Source organism: Aurantimonas sp. 22II-16-19i (assembly GCF_002088275.1).
In the GTDB taxonomy this organism is placed as follows: domain Bacteria; phylum Pseudomonadota; class Alphaproteobacteria; order Rhizobiales; family Rhizobiaceae; genus Jiella.
In genome coordinates this window covers 42,735-64,375 of record NZ_AQQS01000023.1, presented here as the reverse complement: position 1 = coordinate 64,375, position 21,641 = coordinate 42,735, and the positions used below count along the sequence as shown (strand labels likewise).

Here is a 21,641-nt window from a genome sequence, read left to right as displayed (position 1 = left end):
CCATGACGGATGCCGATGACGCGCCGGCGGCAAGCGAAGAGGCGGACGCCGGGACGCACGCCCCGCTCCCCTTGCCCGGCTTCGACAGCCTGACCGTCGTCGTCTCCATCGAGGCCGCCGCCTGGAACGAGGCGTTCGCGGCGGGCGAGGTCGAGACGATGACCGCCCGCGTCCTTGCCGCTGCTGCCCGACACCTGCGGCTGCCGGAGGGGCTTGCCAGCGAGATCTCGGTGACCTTCGCCGACGACGCGTCCGTGCAGGACGTCAACCGCGAGTGGCGCGGCAAGGACAGGCCCACCAACATCCTCTCCTTCCCGATGGCCGAGCTCGAACCCGGCGACCTGCCCGGCCCGCTCGCCGGCGACCTCCTGATCGCCTTCGAGACGGTGGCGCGGGAGGCCCAAGCGGAAGAAAAGTCGTTGGCCGACCATCTCAGCCATCTTCTCGTCCATGGTTTCCTGCATCTTCTCGGCTACGACCACATCGAGGACGACGGGGCCGAAGCCATGGAAGCGCAGGAGATCGCGGTTCTCGCGGCGCTCGGAATCGGCGATCCCTACGCCGAACCGGGCGCAACGGACCGAAATCCGCCAACGACTGCATGAGCGGCCTCGCAACCCGGCCCACAATCCTCTATCTTGGACGGCAGAAACCCTTTGAGTGAGACGATGCCACGCACCGATACCGCTGCAGAACGACCGCCCGTCGAGGCGTCGTCCGCCAGCGAGGACACCGCCGGCGACGACCGAAGTCGTCCGGCCCGCCTCCCGCATTCCCCGACCAACGGCGGGCGGGGCTTTTTCGACGGGTTGTTCGAGCGGCTGCGACCGCGCATGCCCCGCCTGGTGCGCGAAGACCTGACGAAGGCCCTGCTGACCCAGGGACCGGGAGCGGACGCCTTCTCCCCGGCCGAGCGAGCGATGCTCAACAACATCCTCAGGCTCCGCGAAGTCCGGGTCGAGGACATCATGGTGCCCCGCGCCGACATCCGCGCCGTCGAGATCACCACCACCCTCGGCGAATTGATGAAGCAGTTCGAGGCGAGCGGCCATTCGCGCATGCCGGTCTATGGCGAGAGCCTCGACGACCCGCGCGGCATGGTCCACATCCGCGACGTGGTCGGCCACATCACCCGCGTCGCACGCCCCGCCAAGCCGCAGAACGGCACGGCTTCGACCACCCGGAAGCCGCGCGCCGGCCTCGATCTCAGGCAGATCAACCTCGCCCGCAAGGTCGAGGACATCGGCATCATCCGCAAGGTGCTGTTCGTGCCGCCCTCGATGCTGGCGACGGACCTGATGGCGAGGATGCAGGCAGCGCGCATCCAGATGGCGCTGGTCATCGACGAATATGGCGGCACCGACGGCCTCGTGTCGTTGGAAGACGTCATCGAGATGGTCGTCGGCAACATCGAGGACGAGCACGACGACGAGGCGCCGATGATCACCGAGCGCGGCGACGGCATCTTCTATGCCGATGCGAGGGCCGATCTCGACGAGGTCAAGAAGGTGATCGGCGAGGACTTCGACATTTCCGAGTACGAGGAAGAGGCCGACACGATCGGCGGCCTCCTGTTCTCCGAGCTCGGCCGCGTCCCGGCGAGGGGCGAGGTCGTCCAGGCCGTTCCCGGCTTCGAGTTCCAGGTGCTCGAGGCCGATCCGCGCCGGGTGCGACGGGTCAGGATCATCCGCTTCCGCCAGGGCGAGAAGCGCCGGCGCATCGTCGAGGGGCTCGCCGACCAGGCCTGAACGCAAGGCCGGCAATCGGACGCCGTCGGAGAGACAGCCTCGGAAAAGCCGGCTGGCGTCTGATGCCGGTCTCTTGTATTGCGGTCACGGATTGGCCGGGATCCTTCAGGCCCGGGAAATTTCTGCGGGCGGGGGCCGGTGGGCGCAGCGATCAGCCAGAGTGAGGACAGGGGCGCGGGGTGGTTCGTCGACCGCCTGGCGGGCCGCGTCATGCTGCTCGAGGGCCTGCCGCGCATCGTCCTTGCCATCGCGGCCGGCGCGTTTGCGGCCATCGCGCTGCCGCCGGTCGATTTTCCCGCCGCCGCTTTCATCGCCTTTCCCATCCTCGTGTGGCTGCTCGACGGCATCGGCGCCCGACCGACGCTGGTTCGCACGCTCCTGGCCGACTTCTGGATCGGCTGGCTGTTCGGCTTCGGCTACTTCGTCGCCGGCCTGTGGTGGCTCGGCAGCGCCATGCTGGTGGATGCGGCCGCCTTCGCCGTGTTCATTCCCTTCGCCGTCTTCGGCTTGCCGGCCGTCCTCGCCGTCTATTTCGGCCTTGCGACCATGCTGGCGCGGCGGTTCTGGTCCGACAGCGCCTTCCGCATCCTGATCCTCGCCGCCGCCTTCGGCCTGTTCGAGTGGCTGCGGTCCTTCGTCCTCACCGGCTTTCCCTGGAACGAGATCGGCGTCCTCGCGGCTCCAACGCCGATGCTGATGCAGTCGGTGAGCCTCTTCGGCGTTCACGGGCTGAGCGTCGTTGCGGTGATCGTGTTCTCCGCGCCCGCGGTGATCGCCGACCGGCGCGGCCGGTTTCCGGTGCTGGCCCTCGCCCTCGTCCTCGTTGCCGGCCATGCAGGCTTCGGCGCCTGGCGGCTCGCTTCCCATCCGACCGGCTATGTGGAGGGCGTGCAGATCAGCGTCGTCCAGGCGAACATCGCCCAGTCCGACAAGTTCGACGAGGCCGCCGCCCAGCGGATCTTCGCCCGCCAGATCGCCGTGACCGAAAAGGGCCGCGCCGCCCGCGAGGCGGCGGCAACGCCGTCCGGCGCAGCCTCCGGGACAGGGACCGGCGCAGCAGTGCTCGGCGTCCGGCCGGCCATGCAGACGCTGATCGTCTGGCCGGAATCCTCCATCCCCTTCGTCCTCACCGAGCGACCCGAGGCGGTGGCGAGACTGGCCGAGCTGATCCAGCCGGGCGAGACGCTGATCGCCGGGGCGCCGCGCGTCGAACCGCTCGCCTCGGGCGGCGAACGGCTCTACAATTCGGTCCTCGTCGTCGACGACAATGGCGAGATCGTCGATGCCCGTGACAAGGTCCACCTCGTGCCCTTCGGCGAATACATGCCCTACGGCGCCTTCTTCGAGCGCCACGGCATCATGAACCTGACGCAAATGCCCGGCGGCTTTTCGGCAGGCGCCAGAGGCGGCCCGGTCAGCCTCGACGGCGCCCCGTCCTTCCTGCCTCTGGTCTGCTACGAGGCGATCTTCCCGTCCGAGATCGCCGGCGCCGCGAACGAGGAGCGCCCCGGCTTCCTCGTCAACGACACCAATGACGGCTGGTTCGGCGCGACGCCCGGTCCCTACCAGCATCTGAGGCTGGCAGAGCTCTCCGCCGTTGCCGTCGGCCTGCCGCTGGTGCGCGCCGCCAATACCGGCATCTCGGTGGTCACCGATCCCTATGGCCGCGAGATCGACGCCCTGGCCCTGGGTTCGACCGGCACGATCGAGTCCCGGCTTCCGACGGCTGCGGCCGCAACGCCATATTCCCGCCTTGGAAATCTTCCCTTTTTGATGGTGCTGACTGCAACTTTTCTCGCCGGCATGGGCGGCCGGGCATTGATCAGTCGGCAAACCGATTGACAAGGCATCGCGAATGGGCGACGCCCTTTGAACATCCTAAGGGGTTCTGAATTTTGTTCAGGAGAGGACGGACGGCCTCTCGTCGATTGATCTTCCGGCCCGGCCGCGACGTTGAGATCCGAAGCGAAAAGGCGTGAGCGATGCAGGAGAGCAAGAAGAAGCCGAACCCCATCGACACGCATGTAGGTTCCCGGGTCCGGCTGCGGCGCACCATGCTCGGCATGAGCCAGGAGAAGCTGGGCGAGGCGCTCGGCATCACATTCCAGCAGGTCCAGAAATATGAAAAGGGCTCGAACCGCATCGGTGCGAGCCGCCTTCAGAACATTTCCGACGTCCTTAACGTGTCGGTCTCGTATTTCTTCGAGGACGCACCCGGCTCTTCGGCCAGTTCGGGCGCCGGCCTGCAGGAAAGCGGCTCGGACTACGTCGTTGATTTCCTGTCGACATCCGAGGGACTGCAGCTCAATCGCGCCTTCGTCAAGATCGCCGATCCGAAGGTTCGCAAGCGCGTCATCGACCTCGTGCGCACCCTGGCGGACGGCTCCGACGACGGTTCCAAAACGTAAGAATCCCGCAAATCGGGCGTTTTCGACCGCTCTTGTGGCTTGACCTTGCCACGGCCTTGGCCCAAACCCCGCTGCGGCCACCGGGAATATCACTCCCCGATCATTCTTATCCGAGCCGGCGTGCGACCCGTATGAAAGCGGAGGGGATCTGCTTGGCCGGTCGCACAGCCCCAGAAGAGGGAACATCGAATGCAGCGCATGGACTATCTATTCACCAGCGAGAGCGTCTCCGAGGGTCATCCCGACAAGGTCTGCGACCGGATCTCCGACGAGATCGTCGATCTGGTCTACCGGGAAGCGAAGAAAGGCGGCGTCGATCCCTGGTCGGTGCGCATCGCATGCGAGACCCTCGCGACGACCAACCGCGTCGTCATCGCCGGCGAAGTCCGTCTGCCGCCCTCGCTGATGAAGACCGACAAGAACGGCAAGGAAGTCATCAATCCCTCGCGCTTCAAGTCGGCTGCCCGCCGCGCGATCCGCGACATCGGCTATGAGCAGGACGGCTTCCACTGGAAGACCTGCAAGATCGACGTGCTCCTGCACTCCCAGTCCGCCGACATCGCCCAGGGCGTCGACAAGGCCCATGAGATCCGCGACAAGGACGGCTCCAACGAGATCGAGGAAGGCGCCGGCGACCAGGGCATCATGTTCGGCTACGCCTGCAAGGAGACGCCGGAGCTGATGCCGGCGCCGATCTTCTACTCGCACAAGATCCTCGAACTGCTCGCCGCCGCCCGCAAGTCCGGCGAAGGCGAAGCCGCCAAGCTCGGCCCGGACGCCAAGAGCCAGGTGACGATCCGCTACGAGAACGGTAACCCCGCCGAGGTGACCTCGATCGTCCTGTCGACCCAGCATGTCGACCCGACGTGGGATTCGGCCAAGGTCCGCCAGGTCGTCGAGCCCTATATCCGCGAGGCGATGGGTGATCTGCCGATCGCCGAGAACTGCGTCTGGTACATCAACCCGACCGGCAAGTTCGTGATCGGCGGCCCCGACGGCGACGCCGGCCTCACCGGCCGCAAGATCATCGTCGACACCTATGGCGGCGCGGCACCCCATGGCGGCGGCGCCTTCTCCGGCAAGGACACGACCAAGGTCGACCGTTCGGCCGCCTATGCGGCGCGCTACCTCGCCAAGAACGTCGTCGCGGCCGGTCTCGCCGAGAAGTGCACGATCCAGATCGCCTATGCGATCGGCGTCGCCCAGCCGGTCTCGGTCTACGTGAACCTGCACGAAAGCGGCAACAACGTCACCGAAGAGCAGGTCGAAAAGGCGATCCGCGCGGCGATGGACCTGTCGCCCACCGGCATCCGCAAGCATCTCGACCTCAACAAGCCGATCTACGCCAAGACCGCCTCCTACGGCCATTTCGGCCGCAAGCCCGGCCGCGACGGATCCTTCTCCTGGGAGAAGACCGATCTCGCGCCGAAGCTGAAGGCGGCGCTGAAGGGCTGAGGAAAACCTCACCATGGCGTCCCGGCCATCGTCGGGACGCCGTGAGATGCCTGACTGTCATCAGGGCCCGGCCAGCGCCGGGCCCTTTGCGTTGTCGGGCGCAGGCGAGACGATCGCGGCGAAGGGCCGGATCCTCGGGATGATCGCCCAGAGCATGATCCCGAAGAGTGGGAACCGGTTTTCGGAAAAGATCATGCGACAACAAGATGATAGAACGGAGCATTCGACCATGGTCGCGGAGGGCCGCCCGGAACGTCGTCGTGAAGCCTTCTTCGGTCGGCTCAAGGGGCCGAAGCTCAGACAGCACCAGGTCGACCTCCTGAACGAGCGGTTGCCGGTGCTGGGGTTGGATCTGTCGCGGCCGGCGCCGGGCGATCTGGCGGAGCTGTTCCAGGTCCCCGTCGAGCGGACGCGCCTGGAGATCGGCTTCGGCGGCGGCGAGCATCTCCTCCACCGTGCCGGTGAGGATCCGGCCTGCGGCTTCATCGGCGTCGAGCCCTTCGTCAACGGCATGGCCAAGCTGCTGTCGGCGCTGGAGGATGCTCCGCGCGGCAATCTTCGCCTCTATGGCGACGACGCCACGCTGCTGCTCGACTGGCTGCCGGACGCCTGCCTTGACGCCATCGACCTCAACTATCCCGACCCCTGGCCGAAGAAGAAGCACTTCAAGCGACGGTTCGTCAGCGCGCGCAATCTCGACCGCTTCGCCCGGGTGCTGAAGCCCGGCGGGATCTTCCGCTTCGCATCCGACATCGACACCTACGTCAACTGGACGCTGCGCCACGTCGCCGATCATCCCGCCTTCGCATGGACCGCCACGCGTCCGGCCGACTGGCACATGCCCTATGCCGGCTGGCCTGGCACGCGTTACGAGGCCAAGGCGATCCGCGAGGGGCGCAGGCCGGCTTATCTCACGTTCCGGCAGCTCGAAGTTTAAGCCTCAGGCTGGCTCGATGAGATCCCAGCGATTGCCGCAGAGATCCTCGAAGACGGCCACCGTGCCATAGGGCTCGACCCGCGGTTCTTCCAAGAAATGCACGCCGGCGGCCATCATGCGCGCATGATCCCGGGCGAAATCCTCCGTTTCGAGGAACAGGAAGACGCGGCCGCCGCCCTGCTTCCCGACGACGCTTCGTTGCTCCTCATTCGCCGCTTTTGCCAGCAGAAGCTCTGCGCCGACGCCATCCTTCGGCGCGACGCGCACCCAGCGCTTGCCCTGCCCGAGCGGCGTATCCTCGACGAGGGCGAAATCGAGGCAGCGTTGGAACCAGTCGATCGCCAGCTCATAGTCCTCGACGACGAGTGCGACGCGAGCGATCCGGGTCCGGCTCATTCGTCCTCCGGCTTGGTGGCCGATGGAGCGGCCTGCCGCCGCCGCCGCCGCATCAGGGTCATCAGCTGGCTGCGGTCGGCCGCACCGGTGAGAAAGGCGAGACCGAAATAGATCGCCATCGCCGCAAGCACCAGCGCGCCCAGCGCCGGCAGCTGGCGGTGCACGCCGTCGTCGGAACCCAGCCATGGCGAAAGCTCGATGAGGCCGAAGATCAGGACGACGCCCATGACGGCCGAACAGAGGCAGACGAGGAAGGCCCGCTTCAGCAAGGCGCGGTCGATTTCCCAAAGGCCGCGTCGATAAAGCCCGAGGAACAGGAGGCCGGCATTGAGCCAGCCGGCGATGGTGGTGGCGAGCGCGATGCCACGCTCGGCGAGGAGCCAGAACAGGCCGAGGGAGAGAACGATGTTGGCGCCGGCCGAGATCAGCGTGGCGATCATCGGCGTCTTGGTGTCCTCGCGCGCGAAATAGCCGGGAGAGAACACCTTGATCATCACGAAGGCCGGCAGGCCGAGGGCGTAGAGCCCGAGGACGGCTGCGACGGCGCGTGTCGCCTCGGGTTCGAATTCGCCGCGCTCGTAGATCAGCCGGATGATCGGCTCGGGGATCAGGAACAGCGCGACGGCCGCCGGCACGGTGAGGAACAGCGCGAATTCCAGGCTGCGGTTCTGGGTGTGTTGCGCCTCGCGCAGATGGCCGGCCTTCAGCGCCCGCGCCAGTTCCGGCAGGAGGACGACGCCGATGGCGACGCCGACCATGCCGAGCGGGAGCTGGTAGGGCCGGTCGGCATATTGCAGGATCGACACCGCGCCCGGCTTGAACGAGGCGATCGCCTGGCCGACGAACAGGTTGATCTGGGTGATGCCGCCGATCAGTGCGGCGGGGCCGGCAAGGATCAGGAGCCGCTTCAGGCCCTTCGTCCAGCGCGGGCGCCGCATGGCGACGCCAAAGCCGGCCAACCGCATGGCGACAGCCACCATGAGGAGCTGGGCAAAGCCGGCGGCGAGTACGCCCCAACTCATCATGAAGCCGATGGTCGGCTTGTCGGCATCGACGTGCAGAGCATAGCCGAGCACCGCGATCAGGATGAAGTTGAGCAGCGTCGGCGCCGCGGCGGCGGCAAAGAATCGGCGAAACGCGTTGAGGATGCCCGACACCATCGCCATCAGCGACATGCAGGCGAGATAGGGAAACATGATGCGCGAGAAGGCGACCGTGACGTCGTAGCGGTCGGCGCAGGAGATCACCGCTCCGCCGGCCTCCGGGTCGTCCATGCAGACCGCAAGGCCGGGCGCGATGATCGTCTTCACCAGGAAGGGCATGAAGATCATCGCCAGCACCGTCAGCCCGGTCAAAATGACGAAGAGCGTCGAGAAGACCTCCGAGGCGAAGCGCCGGGCTCCCTCCTCGCCCTCCTCTTCGAGCGACCGCGCAAACAGCGGGATGAAGGCCGCGTTGAAGGCGCCTTCGGCGAAGAGCCGGCGAAACAGGTTGGGAAAGCGAAAGGCCAGGTTGAAGGCGTCGGCGACCGGACCGACGCCGAGCGCCGAGGCCATCAGCATCTCGCGGGCGAAGCCGAAGATGCGGCTGACGAGGGTCGCTCCGCCGACGGTCGCGAACTTCGACAGGAGGCTCATGAACGGGACAGTCCGTAGGCCTTCTCCGCCGACAGGATCCCGGCGGTCATCGGCTCCGAGCCGGGATTTTCGAAGACATGGGTCAGCCAGGCGACGATCCGCTCGGTGCGGCTCTCGCTGGTCACCTTGGTCCCGAGGAGGTCGGTGACGTAGAAGACGTCGACCGCCTTCTCGCCATAGGTCGAGATGTGCGCCGAGCGGATGTCGAGATTGAGATCGGCCATGGCGCGGGTGAGATCGGACAGGAGCCCCGGCCGGTCGAGCCCCTCGATCTCGACGACGGTGAACTGGTTCGACAGCTCGTTGTCGACCCTGACGCTCGGATGGATCGAGAAGGCCGCCGGGGGTCGCTTGGATTTCTGCCCCGAGATCAGCTTGCGGCGCGAATCCTTGCCCTGCAGCAGGCTGCGGATGTAGCCCGAGATGCGCTCGCCGCGGCGCAGCTCGTCCGCGTCCTGGGCAAATTCCCGGTTGAGCACCAGAACGTCGAGCGCGCGGCCGTCGGACATGGTGAAGACCTGGGCGTCGGCGATGTTGGCCCCGGCCCCGGCGCAGGCGCCGGCAAGGATCGACAGGAGCCGCGGGTGATCGGGCGCCAGCACCATGATTTCGGTGATGCCCTGGAAGCTGTCGGTGCGGACGCTGGTCTTCAGGGGCTCCGTCGCCCCGGCCTCGCGGATGAAGGCGGCGTGCCGCACCTGTTCGTCGAGAGGCGTCGTCAGGAAATAGTTCGGATAATGGAGGTCGAGATAGGCCGCCCGCTCCGCCTCGCTCCAGTCCGAGAGGCGTTCGGCCAGGCGCTCGCGCGAGGCGCCGAGCCGCTCGGCCCGGGTCGAGCGGGTGAAGCCGCCGGTCAGCGTCGGCTCGGTCTCGAGATAGAGCGTGCGCAGCAGCTGGCCCTTCCAGCCGTTCCAGACGCCGGGGCCGACCGCGCGGATGTCGCAGACCGTGAGGATCATCAGGAGGTTCAGCCGCTCGAGCGTGCGCACCCGCTCGGCGAAGTCGAGGATGGTCTTGCGGTCGTTGATGTCGCGCTGCTGTGCCGTCATCGACATGACCAGGTGGTCCTCGACCAACCAGGCGACGAGTTCGGTCTCGTGTTCGTCGAGGCCGAGCCGGGGACATAGACGGCGGGCGATCCGCGCGCCGGCGACCGAGTGATCCTCCGGCCGGCCCTTGGCGATGTCGTGGAGAAGCAGCGCCACGTAGAGCGCCCGCCGGTCCTTGATCGCGCCGACGAGTTCGCTCGCCATCGGATGGTCGATGGTCAGGTCGCCGCGCTCGATCCGGGAGAGGTTGTCGATGGTGCGCAGGAGATGCTCGTCGACCGTGTAGTGATGATACATCGAGAACTGCATCATCGCGACGATCTTGCCGAATTCCGGGATGAAGCGCCCCAGGACGCCCGCCTCGTTCATCCGGCGAAGGTGGAACTCCGGATTGTTCCGGTCGGTCAGGACGTCGAGAAACAGGCTGTTGGCTTCGCGATTGTCGCGCAGCTCGCCATTGATCAGCCGAAGCGAGCGGCGGATCAGCTTCAGCGTGTCGGGATGGTATTCGAGGTTGTTCGAGGCGGCGAGCCGGAACACCCGGATAAGGTTCACCGGATCGTCCCGGAAGACCGTCGGCGAGGAAACGTTGATGCGGTTGTTGTCGATGTGGAAGTCGATCGTGCCGGGGATCTTCTTCGCCCGGCCGCGCAGGTTGCGCACCAGATTGCGGATCCCCGCGATCCCCGGGGCCGGCTTGGCGTGCTGCTCTTCCAGCGCCGCGCAGAGGATGCGCGTCAGATCGCCGACGTCCTTGGCGATCAGGAAGTAGTGCTTCATGAAGCGCTCGACGTCCTTCAGGCCAGGATGGGCATTGTAGCCGAGTCGCTCGGCGATCTCCGGCTGGAGATCGAAAGAGAGGCGCTCTTCCGCCTTGCCGGCGGCGAAATGCAGGTGGCAGCGCACCGCCCAGAGAAAGTCCTCGGCCTTCTGGAACAGCTTGAGCTCGCGCCGCGAGATGACGCCGAGTTCGGCCAGCGCCTCGGTCGTCGTCACCCGGTAGTGATACTTCGCGATCCAGAACAGCGTGTTGAGATCGCGCAGGCCGCCCTTGCCCTCCTTGACGTTCGGCTCGACGAGGTATCGCGTGTTGCCGAGCTTGGCGTGGCGGGCGGAGCGTTCGGCGAGCTTGGCGGCGATGAACTCCTCGCTGGTCCCCTCGACGACCTCGCGCTGGAACCGCTCGCCGAGTTCGGCGAAGAGCGACACGTCTCCGACGATCAGCCAGCGCTCCAGGATCGCGGTCCTGATCGTCATGTCGGCGCGGGACAGCTTGATGCACTCGTCGACGGTGCGGGTCGCGTGCCCGACCTTGAAGCCGAGATCCCAGAGCAGATAGAGGAGATATTCCACCACCTGCTCGCCGAGCGCCGTCTGCTTGTAGGGAAGGAGGAACAACAGGTCGATATCGGACCCCGGCGCCAGCGTTCCGCGGCCGTAACCGCCGACGGCGACGATGGCCATGCGCTCGCCGGAGGAGAGATTGGACGAGGGGAAGACGTGATTGAGGGCGTAGTCGTGGATGCGCTCGATCAGGATGTCCTGGATCGATGCCAGGCGCCTGGCGCAGTCGTGGCCGGCGCGATCCTCCCGGAAGGCTTCCTCGACGCGCGAGCGCGCTTCCCGAACGGCGTCCCGCAGCAAGGCAAGAACCTTCGCGCGCGCATCGTCCGAGGCACCGCCCGCGCTGTCCGCCTCCGCGATTGTCGTCAGTCTCGCCGTGATGCCCCCCGCATCGATGAAGCCTGAGACGTCGATCTGCTGGCTGGCATGGCCGGCATCATCGGGGTTGACGCGGTTGGCGACCGCTTGCTGTGACATCTGCAATCCTGCGGCGTCTGGAATGGGCCGCCCGGCTATATCCCAACTCCCCGAATCGGCAAAGCGAAGGGGCCGCCCAGCGTCAGCTGGAGCGGCCCCTCGAAGTTATCCGGCTGGGCGGCGAAGTGCCGCGAAGCCTTACTGGGTCTGGCTGGCCGGCGACTCGTCCTGAAGCGCCTTGCCCGACTGCGTCGTCGGAGGCTGTTCCGGAGAGAAGGTGGCCCCCGAACCCGGGACCAGCGTGTCGCTCTCGACGTTGGCCCCACCGGTGGTGGCGCCGGTCGTCACGGTGTCCTCGTCGGCGACATCGTTACGCTCGTCAGCCCGAAGCAGCTCACGCTGCGACTCGTTACCCGGAACCATGGTCTGGGTGTCGGGGGAAACCGTCTCGGCCGAATTCATGCCGGGATTGTCCCCGACATCGTCGCGGCTCTCGGCATTCTGCAGTTCACGCTGGGCATCGGAGCCCGGAACGATCGTCTGATCGGTGGCAGTCTGAGCAACAGCGCCGTAGCTGAGGAGGGACGCGCCAAGAAAGGCGGCCGAGAAAATGGCGGTCGTCTTCATGATATTCCTTTCAGATGTCCATGGTCGAAATCGTTCGACTTGCTGCTGCTATGCAGCGAAAGCGGTCCGTTTCGACTTGCTATGGTCACACAACGGCATCTCATGGGAATGGTTCCGCCCCACCGCCCGAAGCATGATCACGACCGGAACACGGCACCGTGAGCCATGGCCTGCGATCTCGATCAGTCGGAACCGGCAAGGAGCCCCTTCAACCGGTACAGCTCGTCGAGAGCCGCCTTCGGAGACAAGGCATCCGGTTCGAGTGACCGCACGGCCTCGACGAGCCGAGCATTCGCCTGCGGCACGGCCGCCTTCTCCGTCTCCACGCTCTGGCGGGCGACCGCAGCGGAAAACAGCGGCAGGTCGTCGATGAAGGCGGTGCGTTTGGCCTCCGAGCCGCCGCGCTCGAGCTCGGTCAGGACATGGCGCGCCCGCGCGACCACTGCGGCCGGCAGTCCGGCGAGCTTCGCCACCTGAATGCCGTAGGAGCGATCCGCGACACCGGCGGTGACCTCGTGCAGGAAGATCACCTCGCCCTTGTATTCCTTCACCCGCATCGTCGCATTGCTGATCCGCGGGAGCTTCTTGGCCAGCGCCGTCATCTCGTGGAAGTGGGTCGCGAACAGTGCCCGGCAGCGATTGACCTCGTGCAGGTGCTCGACGGTGGCGAAGGCCAGCGAGAGACCGTCATAGGTTGAGGTCCCGCGGCCGATCTCGTCGAGGATGACGAGGGCGCGCCGGCCCGCCTGGTTGAGGATCGCCGCCGTCTCGACCATCTCGACCATGAAGGTCGAGCGCCCCTCGGCGAGATCGTCGGATGCCCCGACCCGCGAGAACAGCCGGTCGACGATGCCAATGTGGGCCTTCTCGGCCGGCACGAAGGCGCCGATCTGGGCGAGCACCGCGATGATGGCGTTCTGCCTGAGAAAGGTGGATTTGCCGCCCATGTTGGGGCCGGTGAGGAGCCAGATCGCGCCCGCCGCCTCGCCGGTCCCGGCGCCGCCGTCCCGCGGCGAGAGATCGCAGTCGTTGGCGACGAAGGGATCGGCGGAGCCGGCCTTCAGCGCCGCCTCCACCACCGGATGCCGGCCCCCGACGATCGCGAAGGCGAGCGAGAGATCGACGACAGGCCGTGTCCAGGCCGCGTCCGCCGCCATCTCGGCAAGTCCCGCCGACACGTCGAGGACGGCGAGCGCCTCGGCGCCCCGGCGCAATGCCTCGCCCGCCGCCAGCACGGCTTCGCAGAGTTCGTCGAAACAGGCGAGCTCGATCGCCAGAGCATCGCTCGCCGCCCCGGCGATCCGGGCCTCCAGCGCGCTCAGCTCCTCGGTGGAAAAGCGCATCGCATTCGCCATGGTCTGGCGGTGGACGAAGGCCGCAGCCCCTTCCCCCGCCATCAGGGTCCTGGCGTTCGGCTCGCTCAGCTCGACGAAATAGCCGAGCATGTTGTTGTACTTGATCCGAAGGCCGCGAATGCCGGTCTCGGCCGCGTAGCGCGCCTCGAGTTCGGCGATCACCCGGCGCGAGTTCTCTGCGAGCGCCCGCGCCTCGTCGAGACCGGCGATCGCGCCCTCCCGGACGAAACCGCCGTCGCGCTTGTAGGGCGGCGGGGCGTCGGCGAGGTGGGAGGCGAGCGCTGCGGCGAGATCGCGCGGCAGGGCCAGCAGCGCCCGGCGGGCCTCGTCGATCTCCGCCGGCAGGTCCGCGGGCAGCGTCTCGCCGAGCGCCAGCGCCGCGGCGAGGCAGTCGCGCACCCCTGCCAGATCGCGCGGGCCGCCGCGCCCGAGGGCAAGGCGGGAGAGCGCCCGCTCGCAGTCCGGCAGGCCGGCGAGCGCCTTGCGCAGGCCCCGCCGCAGATCCGGGTCCTCGACAAGGCAGGCGACGGCGTCCTGCCGCCTGGCGATGGCGGCCGGATCGGTGAGCGGGGCGGCGAGCCGGGACGTCAGCAGCCGGGCGCCGGCGCCGGTGACGGTCCGGTCGATGGTCGACAGCAGCGAGCCCTGGCGCTTGCCGGACAGCGTGCGGGTGAGTTCGAGGGATCCGCGGGTCGCCGGATCGATCTCCATGATCGTTCCGGCCGAGACCTGCACCGGCCGCTCCAGCATCGGCCTGGCGGCGAGCTGGGTCTTGCCGAGATAGGCGATCAGCGCGGCCGCTGCCGAGAGTTCGGCCCGGGAGAAACGGCCGAGGCCTTCCAGCGTCGCGACCTTGAAGAAGCGGCAGATCCGCGCCTCGGCGGTGGCCCCGTCGAAGAAGGCCTGCGGCTCCGGGCGGACCGTGCGGCCGAAGCGCTTCAGGCGCGGGGCGAAGGCGGCGTCGTGGAAGAGGCTCTCGGCGACGACGATCTCGCTCGGCTCGACGGCGGCGATCTCCGCCTCGACGCGCTCCGCGGACACGGCTGCGGTCCGGAACACGCCGGTGGACAGATCGGCCCAGGCGATGGCGTAGTCGGGGGCCTCGCCGCCGCCGATCCGGGTGAGCGTCATCAGGTAGTTGGCGCGGCCGGGCTCGAGCAGGGCCTCCTCGGTGATCGTGCCGGGGGTGACGAGACGCACGACATCGCGCTTGACGACGGACTTGGCGCCGCGCTTCTTCGCCTCGGCCGGGTCTTCCATCTGCTCGCAGACCGCCACCCGGTGGCCGAGGGCGATCAGTTTCTGCAGATAGTCGTCGGCGGCGTGGATCGGCACCCCGGCCATGGGAATGTCCTCGCCGAGATGCTTGCCACGTTTCGTCAGCGTGATGCCGAGGGCGCGCGAGGCTTCGGCCGCATCCTCGAAGAACAGCTCGTAGAAGTCGCCCATGCGGTAGAACAGCAGGCAGTCGGGATTGGCGGCCTTGATCTCGATATACTGGGCCATCATCGGCGTCGGGGCGGCGTCGCTGGTCATCGGCCGGGTGTCACCTCGTGGCGGGTCTTGGCGTGTGGCTCGTCGGCCGTCGAGACGGCAAGGGCTCGGCGGCGGCCGGAAGAACGAGCCGAATCGCTATCGGGGGGATCGGCGCAGCGCAAGCCGCGCCGAAGCGCCGTCCCCGCCATTCGCAGGCAGGCCGTCCGGGCGAACCGGCGGAACGAGGAGGAACGGCAGGCAATCTTGCGCACGCTCCTTCAACTCGGCCTTCGGCATGGCCAACTAAGGTCGTGGTTCGGCCCCTGCAGGCTTGCAATCGTCGACCTGGTCAGCTTCCGTTCATCGGGGCGATGCGATGAAGAGGCAAGAGTGCCCGTACGCCGGTGGCGTGCGGTACTCGACAAGTGAGGAATGCTGATGTTGACGAGAACCACGCGCCTAGCGATCGCCGCGCTGTTCGGGCTCCAGATCGCCGCCCTCGCCCCGGCACAGGCTGCCGACGAGCGGGTGAACGTGCTGCAATACGCACTCGCCCATCCGACCGACAATGCCCGCCTGCCGGCCCCGCCGGCGCTCGGCGATTCGGTGCCCGGCGCGATCAAGCTGCAGCAACCGGAGGGCAGTAAACGCTTCGCCTATTTCTACTATGGCGGCCAGCCGGTCATCGTCGATCTGAAGACCCGCAGCATCGTCCGCATCGGCGGCTGAGGGCGCCCGCGGCGAGCGAGGCGCGCCGGTCTGCCGGGCGGACGGCTGCCTTGGACGGCCGATCCTGACCCTGCTGGCATCGTCCCTTGCATGACATCCGGCAGCGAGCGAGGCTCGCCGAGCCATGCTGCCGATGGCGCCGAGCGACGCCTCGCCGCGGCCCCTCAAACAGCTGCGGACGAATTGCGATGAGCATGACGCGGCGGCCTGAGGCCGCCTCGGGCCTTGCGACCGGTCAAGCCGGCGGCCGGAGAGGCTTCACGCCGCGAAGCGGCTGGCATCGGCGCCGTAATGGCCGACATAGCGCGGATTGATCCTGTCGCGCGGCAAGACGATCAGGACGTCGGTCGTGCCGAACTGATGATCGACCACAGCCCCCACGCCGACATAGCCGCCGAGCCTCAGATAGCCCTTGAGCAGCGGCGGCAGCACGGCGAGCGCCTTGCGCGGATCGAGATCGACCGGCGGATCGGCGAAGAACGTGCCGCGATGGGCAAGCGCCCGCACGCGCCATTCCTCCGGCGCGGCGGCATTGGTCTGCAGGAAACCGAGCGGGGCTGCGAGCATCGCCGGATCGGTGCCGGCGAGCGAGGCGCAGCCGAACAGGACGTCGACATCGTGGGCGATCACATAGGCCCAGATGCCCTGCCACAACAGTTCGACCGTGCGCTTGCCGCGATAGTCCTTGAGGACGCAGGACCGGCCGAGTTCGAGAAAGCGCTTGCCGGAATGGCGGGCCAGCATCGGCGCGATGTCGAATTCCTGCGCCGTGTAGAAGCCCCCCGCGAGCATCGCCCGCTCGCCGCGCATCAGCCGGTAGGTGCCGACGATGCGGCTGAGGATCGGGCCGCCGCGGGCATGGTCGATGACGAGGAGATGGTCGCAGTAGCGATCGAACGAGTCCCGGTCCCGCCGGGTCATCTTCTGCAGCTTCGAGGGCTGGGCGTTCATTTCCTCATAGAAGACCCGGTAGCGCAGCTGCTGCGCCGCCTTCACCTCGGCTGCGTTGCGTGCCAGCCGCACCTCGAGGTCGCCGAGCCGGCCGAGTAGCGGGGCGGCAGGATCGAAGCGTCGCACGAGATGGAGGATCTTCGCCGGCATCTGGCCGAAGCCGCCGCCGCCGCCCTCGAAGCCGATCCTGCGGAAGCCCATCGGGCTGGACCGCCGAACCCTGCTGACGGCTGCTGCGGCCTCCTCGAGGACGAGATGCCGGGGGTCGTTCGCGTCGTTTGCGATCCCGAGACTTTGAGCCGTCATCCCTGTTCTCCATCCACCACCGGGTGTTCCCTGAGGTTTTACGAATTTTCAGCAACGATTTCGTGACTGGACCACAATCCATATGACGCTCGACGTTACTGCAAAACAAGGCCGCATCACGAAGGTTGTCTCTTTGTGCAGGGGACAGGCCGCGGCAGATCCCCGCCTGCGCCCTCTCCCATGCAACTCGGCGACCTGGTTCGGCGGGAAGATTCACCGAGCCGGTTCAACGGGATCGTCGGCGCGCCATCACTCGGCGTCGCCGGAGCCCACGGCTCCATCGCGCCCTGTCCGGGCGAGGACGAACTCGTCCAGGAGAATGATGATCGCGCCGATGGTGATGCAGGCGTCGGCCAGGTTGAAGACGGCGAAGTCGAAGGCCGGCGTATGGAAATAGACATAGTCGACGACGTAGCCGAGCCGCACCCGGTCGATCAGGTTGCCGATCGCGCCACCGACGATGATGGCGAGGCCGAAATGGGTGAGCCGTCGATCGGCCGGCGTCTTCCACCACAGCGCCAGCACGACCACGAGAACGCCCGAGGCGAGCAGAGACAGCCCGACATCGCCGAGATCCGCGAACATCGAGAAGGCGATGCCGGTGTTGCGGGCGTGAAACAGCGCCAGGAAGGGCACGAGCTCGATCGCCGCGCCGAGCGGCATCGTCGCGACGACGAGCGCCTTGATCGCCTGGTCGAGGGCGACGGCGAAGAGGACGACGAAAAAATTCACGATCATCAGCGGGCGGGTCATAGGGTCAAGGCTCCGCGGCGCGCCTCGAACAGCATCACGCCGGTGGCGACGGCGAGGTTGAGGCTGTCGGCGCGTCCGGCCTGGGGAATGCGCACGAGGACGTCGCAGGCGCCGGCCATCTGGTCGGACAGGCCCGCCTGCTCGTTGCCCATGAAGAGAAGCGTCGCGGAGCTGGCATAGTCCGGGTCGCGGAAGTCGACGGTCCCGGCCATGTGGGTGCCGACGATCGTTCCGGCAAAGCCGGAGCGCCATTCCAGAAACTCGGCCTCCCGCGCCTTCACGACGGGGACCGCGAAGATCGAGCCCATGGTGGCGCGCACGGTCTCGATGGCGAACGGATCGACGCAGTCGCCGACGAGGACGACGGCCTTCGCCCCGGTCGCATCGGCGGTGCGCAGGATGGTGCCGAGATTGCCGGGGTCGCGCACCCGGTCGAGGGCGACGGCGACCTCGCCGGGCTCGAGCCGGATCCGGGCGAGCGGCGTCAGCTGGCGCTTGAAGACGCCGATCGCGCTCTGCGGATTGTCGCGCCTTGCGATCGCCTCGAGCACCTTGGCGCTCGCCTCGACGACGTCGGCGCCGAAGCCGACGGCGCGCGAGACGGCACGGGTGAGGACGTCGCTGCCGCCCTGCAGCGCCGCCTTGGAGACGACGAGGGTCTTCAGCTCCCAGCCGGCCTCGATCCCGTCGAGGACGAGCTTCAGGCCCTCGACCAGGAACAGGCCGGTCTCGTCCCGGTGCCGCTTCTGGGCGAGTGCCCGGATGTCCTTGACGATCGGGTTGGAGACACTGGCGATCTCCTTGATCCGGCCGGGCGCGGCGAGCGGCCCGGACGGACGGCGCGGTTTCATGGTGTCATCGGTCATTCGGCAATCCAGCGGCAGAACAGCGAGGTCGACAGGAGCCTCGGCTCCTCGCCCGCCTCGCCGATCACCAGTTCGCCCGCCTCGATGGCGCCGCCGAGGCCGCGGAAGGCCTCGCCCATCACGGCACCGAGGGAATAGAAGGAGGCGCGGATCGAATAGGCGGTGAGGACGACGCAGTCGGGCGTGTCGGACAGGAGTGCCCGGGTCAGGGCGACGAGATAGGGCAGATCCTCGAAGAGCTGCCAGGTCTCGCCTTTCGGGCCCCGGCCGAATTTCGGCGGATCGAGGAGGATGACGTCGTAGCGGCTGCCGCGCTTCACCTCGCGTTCCACATAGCGCACCGCATCCTCGCAGATCCACCGGATCGGCCGGCCCGAAAGGCCGGCGATCTCCTGGTTCTCCCGGGCCCAGCCGATCGCCTTCTTCGAGGCGTCGACATGGGTGACCTCGGCTCCCGCCCGTGCGGCGAGGAGCGAGGCGAGGCCGGTATAGCCGAAGAGGTTGAGAACGCGCGGCGCCTCGCCCTGCTTCGCCCTTCTCCGGATGCGGTCCTCGACGAAGGCCCAGTGGGCCGCCTGTTCGGGGAACACGCCGACATGGCGAAACGAGGTGAAGCGGCCGAGATAGGACATCCCGTCATGGGCGAGCGGCCAGGTCTCGCCGAGGGGTTCGCGCGGAAACTGCCAGCGTCCGAGCCCCTCCTCCTCGACGTCGCCGGTGAACAGCGCGTCGGCGTTCTCCCATTCCGGCGCGCCCAGCCGGCGCGGCCAGATCGCCTGATTCTCCGGCCGGCGGACCCGCAGGTCGCCGTAGCGCTCGAGTTTCTCGCCGTCGCCGCTGTCGAGGAGTTCGTAGTCCCGGCCCGGCGAAACGGCGAGGACGACGGGCGCGACGAGCCTTGGCCGCGCACCTCCGGGCGGCTCCAGTTCGAGCCGCTTGGCCGGCGCTGCGGGATCCTCGCCCTGAGGCCGGCCGCCGCGTCGCTCGCGTCCGCCGGCATTGCCGGCATCGCGTTCCGGACCGGGGCGATCGCCGGTCTTCGCGGGCGGCCTGTCGCCAGCGCCGCCACGCCCCTTCGCGCGGGGCGCCCGAGGCTCCTGCGGAACGCTCGATTGCTGCGGGCGGCGGCTTCGCGCCAAGGGCGTCCTCCTTGCGGGTCGAAATGCCGGCTCGCCGGCTCGTCGGCCTCTCTATCGGTTCTCGCACGGCTTGGCAAAACAGCGAAAACCGTCAACTTATGACGGCTCGTGATAAAGGGGAGATCGGCCGCATCGACCGGCCGAGAGCACAAGGGAGGACCGACATGGATCTGAAGGGCGAATACCGGCTGCCGGCAAGCCGCGAGACCGTCTGGGCGAAGCTCAACGACCCGGAGGTGCTGAAACGCTGCATTCCCGGCTGCGAGGAGCTGGAAATGACCGGCGAGAACGAGATGAAGGCGACCGTCATCGCCAAGGTCGGGCCGGTGAAGGCGAAGTTCAACGGCGAGGTCCGGCTCGAGAACATCAATCCGCCCGAGAGCTACTCGATCGTCGGCGAAGGCAAGGGCGGCATCGCCGGCTTCGCCAAGGGCGGCGCAGACGTCCATCTCGCCGAGGACGGCGCCGAGACGATCCTGACCTACAGCGTCAGCGCCCAGGTCGGCGGCAAGCTCGCCCAGCTCGGCGGAAGGCTGATCGATTCCAGCGCCAAGAAGCTGTCGGGCCAGTTCTTCGACAATTTCGCCAAGGAGGTCGAGGCGGCCGAGACGGGCGCTGCGCCGGCGGCCTGAGGACGGCGCGGGCACGGTCCGGGCCGCCGGCCGCCCTGGCCGGACCCGGCCTTGACGAAATTCGAACGAGATCCGGATCAGGATGACCGGTGCAGCCAGGGCAGGCAGGCCGGACGCATCCGGTCGCCTGACCGGCGTCGAGGACGGACGATGAGACACCCTGTGTCCACCCCATTTGTTTCAGGCAGCGATTTGAGCTGCGGCGCGATGTTTCTGCGGGTCGTAAAGGGCGTGGTTTTGCCATGCTTTCCAGAGGACGCGGAGCCAGGCCCTGGCGAGAATTCGGATGGCATGGGGATGTCTGCAGCCGCGGTCTCGGGCTTTTCGGTAGGTGGCGGCGGCCCATGGGCAGGCGTGTCGCGAGTTGTCCGCAAAGCAGGTGACGGCGGCCCTGAGGTTCTTGTTGCAGGCCCATCGGAAGACGACGCCGCGACTTTTGCCGGAGGCATGGGTTACAGGGCAGACGCCGGCCTCTGCGGCGAGTTGGTCTTCGGTTGGGAAGCGTTCGCGGACGTCGCCGAGTTCGGCGAGGATCTGCGCGGCGCAGATGCGGCCCGAGCGCGGGAAGGACATGACGACCCTGCCGTCCGGCAATTCGGCGACGGCGTGTTCGATCTTCGCGGACAGTTTGGCGATCTCGCCGACGATGCGTTCGAGAACGATCGCAAGGGCCCGGGCGAGTTCGCCTTTCGCCTCGGCTTCGGCGTCACCGGCAAGGCCGGCCGGCGCGGCGCGCAGGCGGGCCAGGAGCTCGGCGGGCGAGCGCCGGCCGCAGTAGGCGTTTTGGGCCATGAAGCTGGCGAGGCGCTTCTCGCCGAGGCGGCTGGCGCTGTCGGGTGTGGGATAGCGCAGGATGAAGGCGAGCGCGATCGGGCTGTCGATGGCGGCGAAGATGGCGGCCGCGCCCGGCCAAAAGCCCTCGAGCAGGCTGCGGAGTTGGTTGGCGATCGCGGTTCGCGCCGCCACCAGATCGCCCCGGCCGCGCACCAGCGCCCGCAAGGCCTTGATGTCGTCGGACACCGGCAGCAGGGGACGGAAGCGGTGGCCGTCGGTGCGCAGGATGTCGGCAAGCATGAAGGCGTCGCCCGGGTCGCTCTTGGCCGCGGCCGCCCGGTAGCGGGGCCGGCAGGCTTTGACCACATTGGGATGGACGGGCACGACGGGATGTCCGGCTTCGACCAGCGTGTCGACGATCAGGCCCGATGGCCGCTCGATGGCGATGGGCAGGTCGGCTGGCGGGGCGATGCGCTCCAGCCGCGCCACCATGTCGGCAAGCCCCGCCGCATCGTGGCGAACGTCGAGCCGGCCGACGACCTGACCGGCGCCGTCGATGATGCACAGGGCATGGCTTGCGCCGCCCCAGTCCAAGCCTCCATGAAAGGGCATGTGCCGATCTCCTCGGATTGCGTTACACTG

At 67.7% G+C, this 21,641-nt stretch carries 18 protein-coding genes; 8 read left to right on the top strand and 10 right to left on the bottom strand.

What is annotated here, in order from left to right:
- Positions 1 to 2 precede the first annotated feature (2 nt).
- The 6 genes from ybeY (at position 3) to ATO4_RS17475 (ending at position 6,548) form a co-directional block, all read left to right on the top strand.
- Positions 3 to 605 carry an rRNA maturation RNase YbeY gene (ybeY, locus tag ATO4_RS17500; protein ID WP_083592829.1) on the top strand — a complete coding sequence of 201 codons (603 nt, stop codon included), beginning with the start codon at positions 3 to 5 and terminating at the stop codon, positions 603 to 605.
- Between the two features lie 228 nt (positions 606 to 833).
- On the top strand, positions 834 to 1,748 hold the full coding sequence (locus ATO4_RS17495; protein WP_176223047.1) for a hemolysin family protein: 915 nt from the start codon (positions 834 to 836) through the stop codon (positions 1,746 to 1,748).
- A gap of 138 nt (positions 1,749 to 1,886) precedes the next feature.
- Positions 1,887 to 3,590 carry an apolipoprotein N-acyltransferase gene (lnt, locus tag ATO4_RS17490; protein WP_245308802.1) on the top strand — a complete coding sequence of 568 codons (1,704 nt, stop codon included), beginning with the start codon at positions 1,887 to 1,889 and terminating at the stop codon, positions 3,588 to 3,590.
- 140 nt (positions 3,591 to 3,730) lie between these two features.
- Positions 3,731 to 4,156, top strand: coding sequence for a helix-turn-helix domain-containing protein (locus ATO4_RS17485; protein WP_083592827.1), 426 nt, complete (start codon positions 3,731 to 3,733; stop codon positions 4,154 to 4,156).
- A gap of 189 nt (positions 4,157 to 4,345) precedes the next feature.
- Positions 4,346 to 5,611 (top strand): methionine adenosyltransferase, encoded by a 1,266-nt coding sequence (gene metK, locus ATO4_RS17480; RefSeq protein WP_083592826.1) that lies wholly within the window; start codon positions 4,346 to 4,348, stop codon positions 5,609 to 5,611.
- A gap of 229 nt (positions 5,612 to 5,840) precedes the next feature.
- Positions 5,841 to 6,548, top strand: coding sequence for a tRNA (guanosine(46)-N(7))-methyltransferase TrmB (locus ATO4_RS17475; protein WP_083592825.1), 708 nt, complete (start codon positions 5,841 to 5,843; stop codon positions 6,546 to 6,548).
- A gap of 3 nt (positions 6,549 to 6,551) precedes the next feature.
- On the opposite strand, the gene ATO4_RS17470 is transcribed toward ATO4_RS17475, so the two are convergent.
- The 5 genes from ATO4_RS17470 to mutS form a co-directional block, all read right to left on the bottom strand.
- On the bottom strand, positions 6,552 to 6,944 hold the full coding sequence (locus tag ATO4_RS17470) for a VOC family protein (RefSeq protein WP_083592824.1): 393 nt from the start codon (positions 6,942 to 6,944) through the stop codon (positions 6,552 to 6,554).
- Complete coding sequence (murJ, locus tag ATO4_RS17465; RefSeq protein ID WP_083592823.1) at positions 6,941 to 8,581, bottom strand: murein biosynthesis integral membrane protein MurJ; 1,641 nt, start codon at positions 8,579 to 8,581, stop codon at positions 6,941 to 6,943. Before murJ ends, ATO4_RS17470 begins: the two co-directional genes overlap by 4 nt.
- The gene (locus tag ATO4_RS17460) at positions 8,578 to 11,451 is read right to left on the bottom strand and encodes a [protein-PII] uridylyltransferase (RefSeq protein WP_083592822.1); all 2,874 of its coding nucleotides are present in this window, start codon (positions 11,449 to 11,451) and stop codon (positions 8,578 to 8,580) included. The genes murJ and ATO4_RS17460 overlap by 4 nt, the downstream gene beginning before the upstream one ends.
- A gap of 138 nt (positions 11,452 to 11,589) precedes the next feature.
- A complete protein-coding gene (locus ATO4_RS17455) occupies positions 11,590 to 12,018 on the bottom strand; it encodes a hypothetical protein (protein WP_083592821.1) in 429 nt (142 codons plus the stop codon).
- Positions 12,019 to 12,200: 182 nt separating this feature from the next.
- Positions 12,201 to 14,909 carry a DNA mismatch repair protein MutS gene (gene mutS, locus ATO4_RS17450; protein WP_083592820.1) on the bottom strand — a complete coding sequence of 903 codons (2,709 nt, stop codon included), beginning with the start codon at positions 14,907 to 14,909 and terminating at the stop codon, positions 12,201 to 12,203.
- Between the two features lie 378 nt (positions 14,910 to 15,287).
- Here mutS and ATO4_RS17445 point away from each other — a divergent pair, with 378 nt between their 5' ends.
- Positions 15,288 to 15,578, top strand: coding sequence for a hypothetical protein (locus tag ATO4_RS17445; protein ID WP_083592819.1), 291 nt, complete (start codon positions 15,288 to 15,290; stop codon positions 15,576 to 15,578).
- 258 nt (positions 15,579 to 15,836) lie between these two features.
- On the opposite strand, the gene ATO4_RS17440 is transcribed toward ATO4_RS17445, so the two are convergent.
- The 4 genes from ATO4_RS17440 to ATO4_RS17425 form a co-directional block, all read right to left on the bottom strand.
- A complete protein-coding gene (locus tag ATO4_RS17440; protein WP_245308804.1) occupies positions 15,837 to 16,679 on the bottom strand; it encodes a GNAT family N-acyltransferase in 843 nt (280 codons plus the stop codon).
- A gap of 405 nt (positions 16,680 to 17,084) precedes the next feature.
- Positions 17,085 to 17,588, bottom strand: coding sequence for a signal peptidase II (gene lspA, locus ATO4_RS17435; RefSeq protein ID WP_083592817.1), 504 nt, complete (start codon positions 17,586 to 17,588; stop codon positions 17,085 to 17,087).
- Entirely contained in the window at positions 17,585 to 18,454 is an 870-nt protein-coding gene (locus ATO4_RS17430) for an RNA methyltransferase (protein ID WP_083592816.1), read from the bottom strand. The genes lspA and ATO4_RS17430 overlap by 4 nt, the downstream gene beginning before the upstream one ends.
- A complete protein-coding gene (locus tag ATO4_RS17425; protein ID WP_083592815.1) occupies positions 18,451 to 19,593 on the bottom strand; it encodes a class I SAM-dependent methyltransferase in 1,143 nt (380 codons plus the stop codon). The genes ATO4_RS17430 and ATO4_RS17425 overlap by 4 nt, the downstream gene beginning before the upstream one ends.
- A gap of 164 nt (positions 19,594 to 19,757) precedes the next feature.
- Between ATO4_RS17425 and ATO4_RS17420 the strand changes: the two genes are divergently transcribed.
- Complete coding sequence (locus ATO4_RS17420) at positions 19,758 to 20,225, top strand: carbon monoxide dehydrogenase subunit G (RefSeq protein WP_083592814.1); 468 nt, start codon at positions 19,758 to 19,760, stop codon at positions 20,223 to 20,225.
- A gap of 180 nt (positions 20,226 to 20,405) precedes the next feature.
- On the opposite strand, the gene ATO4_RS17415 is transcribed toward ATO4_RS17420, so the two are convergent.
- Positions 20,406 to 21,611 carry an IS110 family transposase gene (locus ATO4_RS17415; RefSeq protein ID WP_083592813.1) on the bottom strand — a complete coding sequence of 402 codons (1,206 nt, stop codon included), beginning with the start codon at positions 21,609 to 21,611 and terminating at the stop codon, positions 20,406 to 20,408.
- Between the last annotated feature and the right edge of the window lie 30 nt (positions 21,612 to 21,641).

Coding starts and splice junctions, on each gene's coding strand:
- ATO4_RS17460 (WP_083592822.1), bottom strand. CDS start 11,451: ATGTCACAGCAAGCGGTCGCCAACCGCGTCAACCCCGATGATGCCGGC.
- ATO4_RS17485 (WP_083592827.1), top strand. CDS start 3,731: ATGCAGGAGAGCAAGAAGAAGCCGAACCCCATCGACACGCATGTAGGT.
- ATO4_RS17430 (WP_083592816.1), bottom strand. CDS start 18,454: ATGACCGATGACACCATGAAACCGCGCCGTCCGTCCGGGCCGCTCGCC.
- mutS (WP_083592820.1), bottom strand. CDS start 14,909: ATGACCAGCGACGCCGCCCCGACGCCGATGATGGCCCAGTATATCGAG.
- lspA (WP_083592817.1), bottom strand. CDS start 17,588: ATGACCCGCCCGCTGATGATCGTGAATTTTTTCGTCGTCCTCTTCGCC.
- metK (WP_083592826.1), top strand. CDS start 4,346: ATGCAGCGCATGGACTATCTATTCACCAGCGAGAGCGTCTCCGAGGGT.
- ATO4_RS17495 (WP_176223047.1), top strand. CDS start 834: ATGCCCCGCCTGGTGCGCGAAGACCTGACGAAGGCCCTGCTGACCCAG.
- ATO4_RS17470 (WP_083592824.1), bottom strand. CDS start 6,944: ATGAGCCGGACCCGGATCGCTCGCGTCGCACTCGTCGTCGAGGACTAT.
- ATO4_RS17440 (WP_245308804.1), bottom strand. CDS start 16,679: ATGCCGGCGAAGATCCTCCATCTCGTGCGACGCTTCGATCCTGCCGCC.
- ATO4_RS17445 (WP_083592819.1), top strand. CDS start 15,288: ATGTTGACGAGAACCACGCGCCTAGCGATCGCCGCGCTGTTCGGGCTC.
- ATO4_RS17420 (WP_083592814.1), top strand. CDS start 19,758: ATGGATCTGAAGGGCGAATACCGGCTGCCGGCAAGCCGCGAGACCGTC.
- ATO4_RS17455 (WP_083592821.1), bottom strand. CDS start 12,018: ATGAAGACGACCGCCATTTTCTCGGCCGCCTTTCTTGGCGCGTCCCTC.
- murJ (WP_083592823.1), bottom strand. CDS start 8,581: ATGAGCCTCCTGTCGAAGTTCGCGACCGTCGGCGGAGCGACCCTCGTC.
- ATO4_RS17475 (WP_083592825.1), top strand. CDS start 5,841: ATGGTCGCGGAGGGCCGCCCGGAACGTCGTCGTGAAGCCTTCTTCGGT.
- ATO4_RS17415 (WP_083592813.1), bottom strand. CDS start 21,611: ATGCCCTTTCATGGAGGCTTGGACTGGGGCGGCGCAAGCCATGCCCTG.
- ybeY (WP_083592829.1), top strand. CDS start 3: ATGACGGATGCCGATGACGCGCCGGCGGCAAGCGAAGAGGCGGACGCC.